This is a genomic window from Streptomyces sp. NPDC005794 (assembly GCF_042871445.1).
Classification (GTDB): Bacteria; Actinomycetota; Actinomycetes; order Streptomycetales; family Streptomycetaceae; genus Streptomyces.
The window spans coordinates 186,493-201,205 of sequence record NZ_JBIAIN010000003.1; the positions used below are offsets into that span (position 1 = coordinate 186,493).

At 68.5% G+C, this 14,713-nt stretch carries 16 protein-coding genes; 11 read left to right on the forward strand and 5 right to left on the reverse strand.

The window, feature by feature from the left end; all coding sequences use genetic code 11:
* Positions 1–118: 118 nt before the first annotated feature.
* From ACFYQ5_RS05605 to ACFYQ5_RS05650, 10 genes are all read left to right on the forward strand, one after another.
* Entirely contained in the window at positions 119–559 is a 441-nt protein-coding gene (locus ACFYQ5_RS05605) for a hypothetical protein (RefSeq protein WP_389193528.1), read from the forward strand.
* 200 nt (positions 560–759) lie between these two features.
* The gene (atpB, locus tag ACFYQ5_RS05610) at positions 760–1,587 is read left to right on the forward strand and encodes a F0F1 ATP synthase subunit A (protein ID WP_389193531.1); all 828 of its coding nucleotides are present in this window, start codon (positions 760–762) and stop codon (positions 1,585–1,587) included.
* Between the two features lie 94 nt (positions 1,588–1,681).
* Complete coding sequence (gene atpE / locus ACFYQ5_RS05615; RefSeq protein ID WP_003966254.1) at positions 1,682–1,918, forward strand: ATP synthase F0 subunit C; 237 nt, start codon at positions 1,682–1,684, stop codon at positions 1,916–1,918.
* Between the two features lie 37 nt (positions 1,919–1,955).
* Positions 1,956–2,492 carry a F0F1 ATP synthase subunit B gene (locus ACFYQ5_RS05620; RefSeq protein WP_389193535.1) on the forward strand — a complete coding sequence of 179 codons (537 nt, stop codon included), beginning with the start codon at positions 1,956–1,958 and terminating at the stop codon, positions 2,490–2,492.
* Complete coding sequence (locus ACFYQ5_RS05625) at positions 2,489–3,304, forward strand: F0F1 ATP synthase subunit delta (protein WP_389193538.1); 816 nt, start codon at positions 2,489–2,491, stop codon at positions 3,302–3,304. Before ACFYQ5_RS05620 ends, ACFYQ5_RS05625 begins: the two co-directional genes overlap by 4 nt.
* 145 nt (positions 3,305–3,449) lie before the next feature.
* The gene (gene atpA, locus ACFYQ5_RS05630) at positions 3,450–5,021 is read left to right on the forward strand and encodes a F0F1 ATP synthase subunit alpha (RefSeq protein WP_389193541.1); all 1,572 of its coding nucleotides are present in this window, start codon (positions 3,450–3,452) and stop codon (positions 5,019–5,021) included.
* A gap of 3 nt (positions 5,022–5,024) precedes the next feature.
* Entirely contained in the window at positions 5,025–5,942 is a 918-nt protein-coding gene (locus ACFYQ5_RS05635; protein ID WP_389193544.1) for a F0F1 ATP synthase subunit gamma, read from the forward strand.
* Positions 5,942–7,384: a F0F1 ATP synthase subunit beta gene (atpD, locus tag ACFYQ5_RS05640; protein ID WP_389193547.1), complete on the forward strand. Its 1,443-nt coding sequence runs from the start codon at positions 5,942–5,944 to the stop codon at positions 7,382–7,384. Before ACFYQ5_RS05635 ends, atpD begins: the two co-directional genes overlap by 1 nt.
* Before the next feature lie 109 nt (positions 7,385–7,493).
* Complete coding sequence (locus ACFYQ5_RS05645) at positions 7,494–7,868, forward strand: F0F1 ATP synthase subunit epsilon (protein ID WP_389193550.1); 375 nt, start codon at positions 7,494–7,496, stop codon at positions 7,866–7,868.
* Between the two features lie 142 nt (positions 7,869–8,010).
* Positions 8,011–8,457, forward strand: a complete 447-nt coding sequence (locus ACFYQ5_RS05650) for a DUF2550 domain-containing protein (RefSeq protein WP_014154045.1) — start codon at positions 8,011–8,013, stop codon at positions 8,455–8,457.
* 320 nt (positions 8,458–8,777) lie between these two features.
* On the opposite strand, the gene ACFYQ5_RS05655 is transcribed toward ACFYQ5_RS05650, so the two are convergent.
* The 3 genes from ACFYQ5_RS05655 to ACFYQ5_RS05665 form a co-directional block, all read right to left on the reverse strand.
* Positions 8,778–10,652, reverse strand: coding sequence for a glycosyl hydrolase family 18 protein (locus ACFYQ5_RS05655; protein WP_389193553.1), 1,875 nt, complete (start codon positions 10,650–10,652; stop codon positions 8,778–8,780).
* Between the two features lie 168 nt (positions 10,653–10,820).
* Complete coding sequence (locus tag ACFYQ5_RS05660; protein ID WP_389193556.1) at positions 10,821–11,465, reverse strand: response regulator; 645 nt, start codon at positions 11,463–11,465, stop codon at positions 10,821–10,823.
* Entirely contained in the window at positions 11,462–12,658 is a 1,197-nt protein-coding gene (locus ACFYQ5_RS05665) for a sensor histidine kinase (protein WP_389193559.1), read from the reverse strand. The genes ACFYQ5_RS05660 and ACFYQ5_RS05665 overlap by 4 nt, the downstream gene beginning before the upstream one ends.
* Before the next feature lie 151 nt (positions 12,659–12,809).
* Here ACFYQ5_RS05665 and ACFYQ5_RS05670 point away from each other — a divergent pair, with 151 nt between their 5' ends.
* Positions 12,810–13,367, forward strand: a complete 558-nt coding sequence (locus ACFYQ5_RS05670) for a hypothetical protein (RefSeq protein ID WP_389193561.1) — start codon at positions 12,810–12,812, stop codon at positions 13,365–13,367.
* Here the strand turns inward: ACFYQ5_RS05670 and ACFYQ5_RS05675 are convergent, their stop codons facing one another.
* Both ACFYQ5_RS05675 and ACFYQ5_RS05680 read right to left on the reverse strand, forming a co-directional pair.
* Entirely contained in the window at positions 13,368–13,940 is a 573-nt protein-coding gene (locus tag ACFYQ5_RS05675) for a cob(I)yrinic acid a,c-diamide adenosyltransferase (protein ID WP_389193564.1), read from the reverse strand.
* Between the two features lie 13 nt (positions 13,941–13,953).
* Positions 13,954–14,703, reverse strand: a complete 750-nt coding sequence (locus ACFYQ5_RS05680) for an ABC transporter permease (protein WP_389193567.1) — start codon at positions 14,701–14,703, stop codon at positions 13,954–13,956.
* Positions 14,704–14,713: the final 10 nt, after the last annotated feature.

Below are 14,713 nucleotides of genomic sequence, written 5' to 3' on the forward strand. Positions count from 1 at the left end.
GGAGCCGAAGGACCTTGGTAGGACGGTCCATTGGCCCGAGAATCCGCCTCGCGGACCGGGCCTACGCTCGTCCATGACGACGCCCCATTCCTCCCCTCAGACCAGTGGAGCTGCCGCCATGCAGTCCGACATGCGCGAACTACTGCGCATCGCCACCCCCACCGCCGCAGTGGGAGCCATCGCCACGCTTGTCGGCGGTCTGCTCGCCGGCGGCGAGGGGGCGATCGGTGCCGCGGTGGGCTGCGTGGTCGTGATCGTCTTCATGGCGCTCGGACTGCTGGCGCTCAACTGGGTCGGCAAGACCATGCCTCACCTGTTCCAGGGCATGGGGCTGATGATTTACTCGGCCCAGCTCGTGCTCCTGCTCATCTTCATCCTGAGCATCAGGAACACCTCTCTCTTCGATCTTCAGGTCTTCGCCCTCTCGCTGGTCGCGGCCGTCATCACGTGGATCACCACACAGGCCGTGCTGCACTCCCGGAGCAAGACCCTTTACGTCGACCCCGACGCGGACACCCGGAACCGTCCGGGCGGAGCTGGGGGAGATCGTGACGAGTAGGGCCGGAATAAAGCCGTGTTCGACGTGCTGCTATCGTCCGGTCTCGGTTGCGGTAGTGCGAGCGCGGGCAAGAGGGCGGTCGCTTGATTCATCGCGAGGCTTCGGGCCCGGCCGCCGCCTCCTCACCGTAAGAACCAGTCCGGTGCCGACTTGCGGCTACCAGCCGCTCCGACACAACGAGGTAGCCGCATCCATGCGCCATGCAGAAGGAGCTCTTGGTGACTGACGCCCAGACGCTCGCTTTCGAGACGAACTGCCACCTGTTCAAAGACTGCGGGTTCCAGGCTCCCAGCGTGTGGTCGTTCCTCTTCGAGCCGATCTTCACCATCGGGCCTGTCGAGTTCAACAAGCCCATGCTGCTCGCGATCATCGGCACGTTCGTGATCCTGGCCTTCTTCTGGGCCGGCTTCGCGAAGTCGAAGGTCGTCCCGGGCAAGCTCCAGATGGTGGCCGAGCTGCTGTACGACTTCGTTCGCCGCGGTATCGCCCGCGAGACCATCGGTAAGAAGGGTGAGCAGTTCGTTCCCCTGCTGGTCTCACTGTTCTTCTTCGTCTGGATCCTGAACCTCTGGGCTGTCATCCCGCTCGCCCAGTTCCCGGTCAGCTCCATCATCGCCTACCCGGTCGGCCTGGCCCTGGTGGTGTGGGTGACCTACATGACCGTGACGTTCCGGTCGAACGGATTCGTCGGCGGTATCCGCAACCTCTGTGTCCCGAGTGGTCTGCCGAAGCCGATCTACGTGCTGCTGACGCCGCTGGAGTTCGTCTCCAACGTCATCGTCCGGCCGTTCACGCTGGCCGTGCGACTCTTCGCGAACATGTTCGCGGGCCACATCCTGATCCTGATCTTCACGATCGCCAGCTGGTACATGCTCGGTACCGTCCTGGGCACGGTCTACGCCTCCGCGTCGTTCGTCATGACGCTGGTCCTCACCGTGTTCGAGATGTTCATCCAGGCCCTCCAGGCCTACGTGTTCACGGTGCTGACCGCCACGTACCTGTCCCAGGCGGTCGAAGAAGCTCACTGAGGGCCCGCCGGTCACGGCTGCCGTCCTCACCCACCCCAGACGCCCGGTGCGAAGACACTTTCCACCGGTCCCACCAAGAGAAGGAACCACGGACATGTCTGCTGCTTTCGAGACCCTCGCGGCCGTGAACGGCAACGTCGGCACCATCGGCTACGGCCTCGCCGCGATCGGCCCCGGCATCGGCATCGGCATCATCTTCGGTAACGGTGTGCAGGCCATCGCCCGCCAGCCCGAGGCTGCCGGTCTCATCCGCCAGAACATGCTGCTCGGCTTCGCCGTCGTCGAGGCCCTCGCCCTGATCGGCTTCGTCGTTCCGTTCATCGTCAAGTGACGTTGTGGCCGTAGCTCTATTCGATGAAAGGTCCACCATGATGTACCTGGCAGCCGAGGAACCGCAGATGCCTCTGCTCCCGGTCTGGCCTGAAGTCGTCATCGGCTTGATCTGCTTCGGCATCGTCTTCCTCGTCTTCTGGAAGAAGCTTCTTCCGGTCATCAACGCGACCCTGGAAGAGCGCCGCGAGGCGATCGAGGGTGGCATCGAGAAGGCCGAAGCGGCTCAGATCGAGGCCCAGAGCGTTCTTGAGCAGTACAAGGCTCAGCTCGCCGAGGCCCGCCACGAGGCCGCCCGTCTGCGCCAGGAGGCGCAGGAGCAGGGTGCCGTCATCATCCAGGAGATGAGGGCGGAAGGTCAGCGGCAGCGCGAGGAGATCATCGCCGCCGGCCACACCCAGATCGAGGTCGACCGCAAGGCCGCGGCGTCCGCGCTGCGTCAGGACGTGGGCTCTCTCGCCACCGCCCTGGCCGGCAAGCTGGTCGGTGAGTCCCTCGAGGACCACGCCCGCCAGAGCGGCACGGTCGACCGTTTCCTCGACGAGCTCGAGGCGAAGGCCGAGGCCGTCCGATGAACAGCGCGAGCCGCGAGGCACTGGCTGCCGCACGTGAGCGTCTCGACGCGCTGACCGACAGCACGTCGGTCGACGCGGCGAAGCTCGCCGAGGAGCTGGCTTCCGTCACGACGCTGCTCCACCGCGAGGTCTCACTGCGGCGGGTCCTCACCGACCCTGCGCGCGGTGGCGAGTCCAAGGCCGAGCTGGCCGGACGACTGCTGAGCGGTCAGGTGGGCGGCGAAGCCGTGGACCTGGTCTCCGGCATGGTCCGTTCCCGCTGGTCGCAGTCCCGTGACCTGGTCGACTCGGTCGAGGAGCTGGCGAACACCGCAGACCTCACCGCGGCCGAGCGCGCGGGCGTCCTCGACGACGTCGAGGACGAGCTGTTCCGGTTCGGCCGGATCGTCGGATCCGACGTGCCACTGCGATCGGCTCTGACCAGCAAGACGGCTTCGGTCGCAGCCAAGGGCGAGCTGCTGCGCAGCCTGCTCGGCGGCAAGGCGCAGCCGGTCACCGAGCGCGTGATCACGCGCCTCGTGACGCAGCCGCGTGGACGTAGCCTGGAAGCGGGACTCGAGTCCCTTTCCACGCTCGCCGCCGAGCGCCGCAACCGTACGGTCGCCGTCGTCACCTCGGCGGTACCGCTGTCCGATCGGCAGAAGCAGCGCCTCGGCGCCGCCCTGGCGAAGATCTACGGCCGGCAGATGCACCTGAACCTGGACGTGGACCCCGAAGTCCTCGGTGGGATCTCGGTGCGCGTCGGTGACGAGGTCATCAACGGCACGATCGCGGAGCGCCTCGAAGAGGTCACCCGCAGGATGGCCGGCTGACAGCGCGCAGCGCCACACCGCACGAACTGAACGAGCAAGAACAGCGGCCCGGTTGGGCCGTGCAGAAATTGCAGAAGATTCCTGGGGGTCGCCCCCAGACCCCATTGAGAAACTTCGGGCCCAACAAGGAGAGCAGGGAACCCAGATGGCGGAGCTCACGATCCGGCCGGAGGAGATCCGGGACGCACTGGATAACTTCGTCCAGTCGTACCAGCCGGACGCGGCCTCGCGCGAGGAGGTCGGGACGGTCAGCGTTGCCGGCGACGGCATCGCGAAGGTGGAGGGCCTGCCCTCCGCCATGGCGAACGAGCTGCTGAAGTTCGAGGACGGCACCCTCGGTCTCGCCCTCAACCTCGAGGAGCGGGAGATCGGTGCGATCGTCCTCGGCGAGTTCAGCGGAATCGAGGAGGGCCAGCCGGTGCAGCGCACCGGTGAGGTGCTCTCCGTCGGCGTCGGCGAGGGTTACCTCGGCCGCGTCGTCGACCCGCTCGGCAACCCGATCGACGGTCTCGGCGAGATCGCGACCGAAGGCCGTCGCGCCCTCGAGCTGCAGGCCCCTGGCGTCATGGTCCGCAAGTCGGTGCACGAGCCGATGCAGACCGGCTACAAGGCCGTCGACGCCATGGTGCCGATCGGCCGTGGCCAGCGTCAGCTGATCATCGGCGACCGTCAGACGGGTAAGACCGCTCTGGCCGTCGACACGATCATCAACCAGCGCGACAACTGGCGCTCGGGCGACGTGAACAAGCAGGTGCGCTGCATCTACGTCGCCATCGGTCAGAAGGGCTCCACCATCGCCTCCGTGCGCGGTGCCCTCGAAGAGGCCGGCGCGCTCGAGTACACGACCATCGTCGCCGCCCCGGCGTCCGACCCGGCCGGCTTCAAGTACCTGGCGCCGTACACCGGTTCGGCCATCGGTCAGCACTGGATGTACGACGGCAAGCACGTCCTCATCATCTTCGACGACCTCTCGAAGCAGGCCGACGCCTACCGCGCCGTGTCGCTTCTGCTGCGCCGTCCGCCGGGCCGTGAGGCCTACCCGGGCGACGTCTTCTACCTGCACTCGCGTCTGCTGGAGCGCTGCGCCAAGCTCTCCGACGACCTGGGCGCCGGTTCGATGACGGGCCTGCCCATCGTCGAGACCAAGGCGAACGACGTGTCGGCGTTCATCCCGACCAACGTCATCTCCATCACCGACGGCCAGTGCTTCCTGGAGTCCGACCTGTTCAACGCGGGTCAGCGTCCGGCGCTCAACGTCGGTATCTCGGTCTCCCGAGTCGGTGGCTCCGCCCAGCACAAGGCCATGAAGCAGGTCTCCGGCCGACTGCGCGTGGACCTCGCCCAGTACCGTGAGCTGGAGGCGTTCGCCGCCTTCGGTTCCGACCTGGACGCGGCCTCCAAGGCGTCGCTGGAGCGCGGTAAGCGCATGGTCGAGCTGCTGAAGCAGCCGCAGTACGCCCCGTTCCCGATGGAGGAGCAGGTCGTCTCCGTCTGGGCCGGCACCACGGGCAAGATGGACGACGTCCCGGTCGAGGACATCCGCCGCTTCGAGAGCGAGCTGCTGGAATTCCTGCGCCGCGAGCGCAAGGACCTCCTGACCAGCATCGCCGAGGGCGGCAAGATGTCCGACGACACGCTGCAGTCGATCGCCGACGCGATCGCCTCCTTCAAGCAGCAGTTCGAGACCTCGGACGGCAAGCTCCTGGGCGAGGGCTGATCGATGGGCGCTCAGCTTCGCGTTTACAAGCGCCGCATCCAAGCCGTCACCGCGACCAAGAAGATCACCAAGGCGATGGAGATGATCGCCGCCTCGCGCATCGTCAAGGCGCAGCGCAAGGTGACGGCGTCGATGCCGTACGCGACCGAGCTCACCCGCGCGGTGACCGCGGTGGCGACCGGCTCGAACACCAAGCACCCGCTCACCACCGAGGCCGAGGCTCCGGCCCGGGCGGCGGTCCTGCTCCTCACGAGCGACCGCGGTCTGGCCGGCGGCTACTCCTCCAACGCCATCAAGGCGGCGGAGCGGCTGCGGGAGCGGCTGGCGGCCGAGGGCAAAGAGGTCGACACCTACATCGTCGGCCGCAAGGGTGTCGCGTACTACGGCTTCCGTGAGCGCAAGGTCTCGGAGTCGTGGACCGGCTTCACCGACAGCCCTCAGTACTCGGATGCCAAGAAGATCGCCGAGCCCCTCATCGCGTCCATCCAGAAGGACACGGCCGAGGGCGGCGTCGACGAGCTGCACATCGTGTTCACGGAATTCGTGTCGATGATGACGCAGAACGCGGTCGACGGCCGGATGCTTCCGCTGTCGCTCGACGAGGTCGCGGAGGAGGACACCGGTAAGGGCGAGATCCTCCCGCTGTTCGACTTCGAGCCGTCGGCGGAGGACGTCCTCGACGCCCTGCTGCCGCGCTACGTCGAGAGCCGTATCTACAACGCACTGCTGCAGGCCGCCGCTTCCGAGCACGCTGCCCGTCGCCGTGCGATGAAGTCGGCGACCGACAACGCCGGGGATCTGATCAAGAGCCTCTCCCGGCTTGCCAACGCGGCCCGCCAGGCCGAAATCACCCAGGAAATCAGCGAGATCGTCGGCGGTGCAGGTGCGCTGGCCGACGCGTCCGCGGGGAGTGACAAGTAATGACGACGACAGTTGAGACGGCCGCTGCCACGGGCCGCGTCGCCCGGGTCATCGGCCCGGTCGTCGACGTGGAGTTCCCCGTCGACGCGATGCCTGAGATCTACAACGCCCTGCACATCGAGGTCGACGACCCGGCCGAGGCCGGCACTCGTAAGACGCTGACCCTTGAGGTCGCCCAGCACCTGGGTGACGGCATGGTCCGCGCGATCTCGATGCAGCCCACCGACGGTGTGGTCCGCCAGGCCCCGGTGACCAACACGGGTGCGGGTATCACCGTCCCCGTCGGTGACATCACCAAGGGCAAGGTGTTCAACACCCTCGGCCAGATCCTGAACGAGCCGGAGGCCGAGGCGCAGATCACCGAGCGCTGGCCGATCCACCGCAAGGCCCCGGCCTTCGACCAGCTCGAGTCCAAGACCGAGATGTTCGAGACCGGCCTGAAGGTCGTCGACCTGCTGACCCCGTACGTCAAGGGCGGCAAGATCGGTCTGTTCGGTGGTGCGGGCGTCGGCAAGACGGTCCTCATCCAGGAAATGATCATGCGTGTGGCGAAGCTGCACGACGGTGTGTCGGTGTTCGCCGGTGTCGGTGAGCGCACCCGTGAGGGCAACGACCTCATCGACGAGATGACCGAGTCGGGCGTCCTGGAGAAGACCGCGCTGGTCTTCGGCCAGATGGACGAGCCGCCGGGCACCCGTCTGCGGGTCGCGCTGTCCGCCCTGACCATGGCGGAGTACTTCCGCGATGTGCAGAAGCAGGACGTGCTGCTCTTCATCGACAACATCTTCCGCTTCACGCAGGCCGGTTCCGAGGTCTCCACGCTGCTCGGCCGCATGCCGTCCGCAGTGGGTTACCAGCCGACCCTGGCCGACGAGATGGGTGTGCTCCAGGAGCGCATCACCTCGACGCGCGGTCACTCGATCACCTCGATGCAGGCGATCTACGTCCCCGCGGACGACCTGACCGACCCGGCCCCGGCCACCACGTTCGCCCACCTCGACGCGACGACGGTTCTCTCCCGTCCGATCTCCGAGAAGGGCATCTACCCGGCCGTGGACCCGCTGGACTCCACGTCCCGCATCCTGGACCCGCGCTACATCTCGCAGGACCACTACGACACGGCCAGCCGCGTCAAGGGAATCCTGCAGAAGTACAAGGACCTCCAGGACATCATCGCGATCCTGGGTATGGACGAGCTGGGCGAGGAGGACAAGCTGGTCGTCCAGCGTGCCCGTCGCGTCGAGCGCTTCCTGTCGCAGAACACGCACGCCGCCAAGCAGTTCACCGGCCTGGACGGTTCGGACGTGCCGCTCGACGAGTCGATCGCCGCGTTCAACGCGATCTGCGACGGGGAGTACGACCACTTCCCCGAGCAGGCGTTCTTCATGTGCGGTGGCATCGAGGACCTCAAGGCCAACGCCAAGGAGCTCGGCGTCTCCTGAGCCTCCGGCTCACCGAGGGGGGTGGGTGTGTCCCACCCCCCTCACCACGCCCCGTAGAATCGAAACGACACCCGGCGGGACCGCCGGGTGGTGACCCGAGGAGCCACCCTTGGCTGCTGAGCTGCATGTCGAGCTGGTCGCCGCGGACCGTAGTGTCTGGTCCGGCGAGGCCACCCTCGTCGTCGCACGTACCACGTCCGGTGACATCGGCGTCATGCCCGGTCACCAGCCGCTCCTGGGTGTGCTGGAATCGGGCCCCGTGACGATCCGTACGAGTGACGGCGGCACCGTTGTCGCCGCTGTGCACGGCGGATTCATCTCTTTCGCGGACAACAAGCTCTCGCTGCTGGCGGAGATCGCCGAACTGGCGGTCGAGATCGATGTCCAGCGTGCCGAGCGTGCGCTGGAGCGCGCGAAGTCGGACACGGACGGCGCCGCCGAGCGGCGCGCCGATGTGCGACTGCGTGCGGTGGCGGCGCACTGAGCGTCCCCACCAGGAGTTTTTGACTCAGCCGCGGCCCGAGCTGGAGAGATCCAGACCGTGTCGCGGCTGAGGCGATGCAGGTGCAGTCCGGTTCGGCTCGGTGCGGTATCCGTTACTCGACGATGCGAGGAGGTCGGTGGAGATGGTCCTCGCGTTGTGGGTGGGCGGCCTGGTCGTCGTACTGGTCGCGGTGGGTCTGTTCGTCTTCGGCCTCCGCAGGCGGCTGATCCAGCGTTCCGGCGGAACGTTCGACTGCAGCCTGCGCTGGGACGTGTCCGAGGAGCCGGATCCGTCCGGCAAGGGCTGGGTGTACGGGGTCGCCCGCTACAGCGGTGACCGCGTCGACTGGTTCCGGGTCTTCTCCTACTCGCCGCGTCCTCGCCGCGGCCTGGAGCGCTCCGCCATCGAGGTGGTCGCGCGCCGGCTGCCCGAGGGCGAGGAAGAGCTGGCTCTCCTGTCCGATTCCGTCGTGCTCGGCTGTCTCCACCGGGGGACGCGCCTGGAGCTGGCGATGAGCGAGGACGCCCTGACCGGCTTCCTCGCCTGGCTGGAGGCGGCGCCGCCCGGCCAGCGGGTCAATGTGGCTTAGACAAAGGCTGCTCGCCGGTTGGGGGTCCCCTTGGACGGAGTCCGGCGGAGGGTGAACGTGGCCTGAGGGCCGAGCAGACGTGCGAGAACCGGGGAGACAGGGGGCGGACCTGTCTCCCCGGCGCTTTTTCGGAGTGCGAACGCCCTAGGGCGTGTTTCGGAAGTAGCGCCGTCCGCCCGGAGGGCGGGGCTGGCGGCGTCTGGTGCGTGCGATCGCAAGGCGGAGGGTCGCCCCGATACTGGTGTATCGGGGTGATCCCGACAACGCGGCGAGCGTGCGTGCCAGGCGTCGCCGGACAGGCGGGACTTCCGAAACACGCCCTAGTTGAGGCCGCTGTCCATCGCGCTCACGAGCTCACCGTTCGCGGTGTCACCGCTGAACTCCCAGAAGAACGCCCCGCCCAGCCCCTGGCTGTTCGCCCAGGCCATCTTGGACGTGATCGTCGCCGGGGTGTCGTAGCTCCACCAGTTGGTGCCGCAGTGGGCGTACGCGGTGCCGGCGATCGTGCCGGTGGCCGGGCAGCTGTTCTTCAGGACCTTGTAGTCCTCGATGCCCGCCTCGTACGTCCCCGGGGCCGCCCCGGTCGCCGTGCCGCCGGGTGCCGACTGGGTCACGCCGGTCCAGCCGCGCCCGTAGAAGCCGATGCCCAGCAGCAGCTTCGAGGCGGGTACGCCCTTGGCCTTCAGCTTGGCGATGGCGGCGGCGCTGTTGAACCCCTCCTGCGGGACGCCGCTGTACGAGGTCAGCGGGGAGTGCGGAGCTGTCGGGCCCTTGGCCTCCCAGGCGCCGAAGAAGTCGTACGTCATCACGTTGTACCAGTCGAAGTACGCCGCGGCGCCCGCGTAGTCGGCGGCGTCGATCTTGCCGCCGGCCGACCCGTCCGCGGTGATCGCGGCAGTGACCAGGTTGTTCGTGCCGAACTTCGTGCGCAGCGCCGAGGAGAGGTTCTTCAGCGCGGCGGGGCCGCTGGTGTCACAGGTGAGACCGCAGGCGTTGGGGTACTCCCAGTCGATGTCGATGCCGTCGAAGACATCGGCCCAGCGGGGGTCCTCCACCAGGTCGTGGCAGGACTGGGCGAACGCGGCCGGGTTCTGGGCGGCGGCACCGAAACCGCCGGACCAGGTCCAGCCGCCGAAGGACCAGATGACCTTGATGTGCGGGTACTTCGCCTTGAGCTTGCGCAGCTGGTTGAAGTTGCCGCGCAGCGGCTGGTCCCAGGTGTCGGCGACGCCGTCGACCGACTGGTCGGCGGTGTAGGCCTTGTCGTAGTCGGCGTAGGCGTCACCGATGGTGCACTTGCCGCCCTGGACGTTGCCGAACGCGTAGTTGATGTGCGTGATCTTCTCGGCGGAGCCGGAGGTCACGAGGTTCTTGACGTGGTAGTTGCGCCCGTAGACGCCCCACTCGGTGAAGTAGCCGAGGTTGACCTTGCCGCCGGGGCCCGGGTCGGTGGCGCCGGTGGTGCGGACGGCGACCGAGGCGCTCACCGGACCGGTCTGGTCGGCGGTGTCACGGGCCTGCACCGTGTAGGAGTAGTCGGTGCCCTTGGTGAGACCGGTGTCCGTGTACGTCGTCGTGGTGACCGTGGCGACCTTGGCGCCGTCGCGCAGGACGTCGTAGTTCTTGACGCCCTTGTCGTCGGTGGCGGCGCTCCAGGTGAGCCTCGCCGAGGTGTCCGTGATGCTGTCGGCGGTGGGGGTGCCGGGCTTGGACGGGGCGTTGTCGCCGGGGACGCTGCCGCCGTCACAGGAGGCGCCGTTCAGCGTGCAGCCGGTGGGGGAGCCGGTGCCGGTGCCGTTGAAGCCGAAGCTGATGGTGGCGCCCGGGGCGACCGTACCGTTCCAGCCGAGGTTCTTGGCGGTCCAGTGGGTTCCGGAGCTCGTGACGGTGGCGTCCCAGGCGGAACCGACCGCGGTGCCGGAGGGGAAGTCCCACTCGATGGTCCAGGAGGAGAGGGCGGTCGTACCGGTGTTCTTGACCGTCCACTGGCCCTCGAAGCCGCTGCCCCAGTCGGACTTCTTGACATAGGTGGCGGTGGCGGAGGCGGCGGCCTCGGCGGGGGACGCCAGGCCGACCATCGCGGCGAGGGGGAGCAGCAGCGCGGTGAGGCCCGCGACCGTCCTGGTCCGGGGGGATGTGCCGGCTGCGCGTCTCCATCTGAGTCGGGAGAGGCGTACGGGGTTGTCAGTGCTCAACGGTGCTCCTCGGGTGAGGTCCGGCAAACGGGGGATGATCCGTAACCTGCGAACCCTGCGTCGCCCTGAGCCCGCTCTGTCATGGCGTACTCACCGCAGCGTGTTCGGTGAGATTAGGAAGGTCTGGACCAATCGTCAAGAGGTCCAGACCAAGGATCCGGTCGGGGGTCAGAGGCCCCATTCCTGGGCGAGCACCGCCGCTTGCATCCGGCTGCGTAGCTCCAGCTTGCCGAGCAGCCTGCTGACGTGTGTCTTCACCGTCGCCTCCGCCATCGAGAGCCGCCCCGCGATCTCCGCGTTCGACAGGCCCTCACCGAGACAGCCCAGCACCTCCCGCTCCCGGCGCGTGAGCGTGTCGAGGGCCTCGGGAGCGGGTGCGGCCGTCCTGCGCGCGGCCCCGGCGAACTCCTCGATCAGCCGCCGCGTCACGGCCGGCGCGATCATGCCCTCGCCGCGCGCCACCGTGCGTACGGCGTCGAGCAGGTCCTTGGCGTCGGTGTTCTTCAGCAGGAAGCCCGACGCACCCGCGCGCAGTGCGCCGAAGACGTACTCGTCCAGGTCGAAGGTCGTCAGTACCAGCACGTCCGCAAGCCGCTCCGTCACGACCTGCCGCGTCGCGGACACCCCGTCGAGCCGGGGCATCTGCACATCCATCAGGACCAGATCCGGGCGGAGTTCACGAGCCAGGCGCACGGCGGACTCGCCGTCGGCCGCCTCGCCCACGACCTCGATGTCCGGCGCGCTGCCCAGGATCAGCACCAGTCCCGCGCGCACCGCCGACTGGTCCTCCGCGACCAGCACCCGGATCGTCATGTCTTCTCCATCCCTTCCTCGACGGGCAGTTCGGCCCGCACCAGCCACATCTCCAGCTCGTCGCCCCGGCGTTCCGGGCCCGCCTCGATGGTCCCGCCCAGCAGCGCGACCCGTTCCCGCATCCCCACCAGACCGGCCCCCGAGCCGGGCGCACGCGGCCCGGGACGGTCGCCGAACACGCTGCCGACCTCGACCGTCAGAAGCTTGCGCGACCCACGCAGCCGGACCGTCACCGGGCCCGGCGCCGCATGCTTCAGCGCGTTCGTCAGCGACTCCTGGACGATGCGGTACGCCGCCAGCTCCACCGGCGCCGGCAGCGGCCCGGTCTCCTCGCGGCCGTCGTCCAGGGTGACGGTGAGCCCGCTGGACGCCGAGTTCGCGCCGGCCTGTTCCACCAGGGCGTCGAGGGAGGCGAGGGTCGGTGCGGCGCTCGGCGGTCCGGCCGCGCCGTTCTCCCGCAGCAGTCCGATCAGCCGGCGCATCTCGGCCAGTCCGTCGACACTGTTCTGCCGGACGACCCCGAGGGCGTCGCGGGAGGTGCCCGGTTCGTCGATGGAGAGCGCGGCGGTGGAGTGGATGGCGATCGCGGAGAGATGGTTGGCGACCATGTCGTGCAGCTCGCGGGCCATCCGTGACCGCTCGGCGGTCACCGCCTGGACCCGGTCCATCTCGGCCAGCAGCGCGGTCTGGTCGGCGCGCAGCCGGGCCGCGTCGGCGGCGTCGCGGTGGTTGCGCACGCCGGCCCCGGTCAGGGCGGGGCCGAAGGAGACCATGCCGACGACGATCCCGATGAGCACGGCGTCCGCCGACGGGGCCCAGGCGATGAAGCCGACCGTCGTGGCGACCGTGACGAGCAGCGTGATCACCGGAATGCGGCGCGAGGCGGCGGGCGCGCCGTACAGCACCGCGGCGTACACGAGGTCGGTGAACAGCAGCAGGGTCGCGAGGCTGCCCACCGTGAACTGATCGGCCACCAGCGCGAGCGTGCCGACCGCCAGCGCGGGGAGCGGGGCGCAGCGCCGCAGCAGTTCGAGGGCCGACATCGCCACGAGCGGCAGCAGGGACACCCAGGGGGCGTCGAAGAGCCGGCCGTTCTGGATGTGGATGCCGATCAGCCACAGGACCACACCGCCGGACAGCCCGGTGACCGCGAGCAGGACGTCGTCGCGATGCGGGCGCGCAAGGGAGAACACCCTCCCATCCAACACGGCGGCGTGCCGCGGCACGTCCGTACGCGGGGGGAGCCGCTGCTACATCGAAGGATGCAGTCGCGGTTCGTCACTGCCGACGACGATCCGGCGCCGCACGGAGGGGAGTCTGGAGGGGAGCGGAAGGAGAAGCGCAGTGATCGTCACACTGATCGTGCTCTGCGAAGTCGGCTTCTGGGTCCTGCTGGCCGCCGGACTCGCGCTGCGGTACGTCGCGAGGAAACCCCGGTTGGGCGCGGCCGTGCTGCTGTGCGAACCCCTGCTGGAGGTCGTCCTGCTGGTGGTGACGGCCATGGACCTGAAGGACGGTGCCGAGCCGGGCCTGAGGCACGGCCTGGCAGCCGTCTACATCGGCTTCACGGTGGGGCTCGGCCACTCCACCATCAAGTGGGTCGACGCCAGGGTCGCCCACCGCTTCGCGGGCGGCCCGCCGCCGGTGAAGCCCCCGAAGTACGGGATGGCGCGGGCCGCCCATGAGTGGCGCACCGCCGCCCGCTGGATCGTGGCCGCGCTGACCGCCATGGCCCTGCTCCAGGCGGCTGTCTGGTACGTCGGCGGGGACGGCGATACCGGCTCGCTGGAGATGTGGCAGCAGAAGATGCTCTGGGTGATCGGGATCAACCTGGTCATCGCCGCCGCCTACACGGTGTTCCCCAAGCAGGAGCCCAGGGACCGGGTCGGGGCGGGCCGCTGATCAGCGCTCGCCGCCCGGCACCCACAGCACGTCGCCGACCTCCTTGTTCGCCGTCCTGGCGAGGATGAACAGGAGGTCGGAGAGGCGGTTCAGATATGTCGCGGTCAGCGCGTTCATCACGTCCCCGTGCACCTCCAGCGCCGCCCAGGTGGACCGCTCCGCCCGCCGGACCACCGTGCAGGCCTGGTGCAGCAGCGCCGCCCCGGGAGTTCCGCCCGGAAGGATGAAGCTGCGGAGCTTCTCCAGCTCCTCCAGGAAGGTGTCGCAGTCCGCCTCCAGCTTGTCGACGTAGGACTGCTCCACCCGCAGCGGCGGGTACTTCGGGTTCTCCACCACCGGCGTGGACAGGTCCGCCCCCACGTCGAACAGGTCGTTCTGCACACGGACGAGGACCTTCACGACGTCCTCGGAGAGGTTCCCCAGCGCGATGGCCGTTCCGATGACGGCGTTGGCCTCGTTGGCGTCGGCGTAGGCCGAGATCCGCAGATCGGTCTTGGCGGTCCGGCTCATGTCGCCGAGGGCGGTGGTGCCCTGGTCGCCGGTACGGGTGTAGATGCGCGTCAGATTGACCATGGGGCCAGCGTAGTTACGCTCCGGCCCTGCGGAAGACCCGCGTGGCGACCGTCACGGCCATCAGGGCGAACGCGAGCGCCACCAGCACCCCGTACAGCATGTGCGCCGTGGCGTACGAGCCGATGTACGCGTCCCGCACCGCGTCCACCAGGTAGCGGAACGGCGTGAAGTGCGACAGGACGTCCAGCCACGCAGGCCCGAGCGTCATCGGCAGCATCAGGCCGGAGAGCAGCATGGCGGGCATGGTGAGCGAGTTGATCACCGGCCCGAACTCCTGCGGCGTACGCACCTTCATCGCCAGGGCGTACGACAGCGAGGCCAGCGAGACCGTCAGCAGGCCCACGAAGGCGAAGCCGATGAGCACCCCGGGCAGCGGCGCGCGCAGCCCCATGGTCAGCGCGGCGAGCACCAGCAGCACGGCCTGGAACATGAACAGCAGGGCGTCCCGCAGGACCCGTCCCAGCAGCAGGGCCAGCCGGCTGACGGGGGTCACGCGCATGCGCTCCACCACCCCGGTCGACTGCTCGATGATGAGGGAGAAACCGGTGAAGGAGGCACCGAAAAGAGCCAGTTGAAGGAGCAGGCCGGGCACCAGGACCTGCCAGGAGTCGCCCGCTGAGCCGAGCGGGAGACCTGTGAGGAGCGGGCCGAAGAAGAGCAGGTAGAGCAGCGGCATCAGGATCCCGAAGAAGATCTGGAACCGGGAGCGCAGGGTCTGTCGGACGTACCGGCCGAAGATCAGCGAGGTGTCGTGGAGAAGCATCGGGCACGTC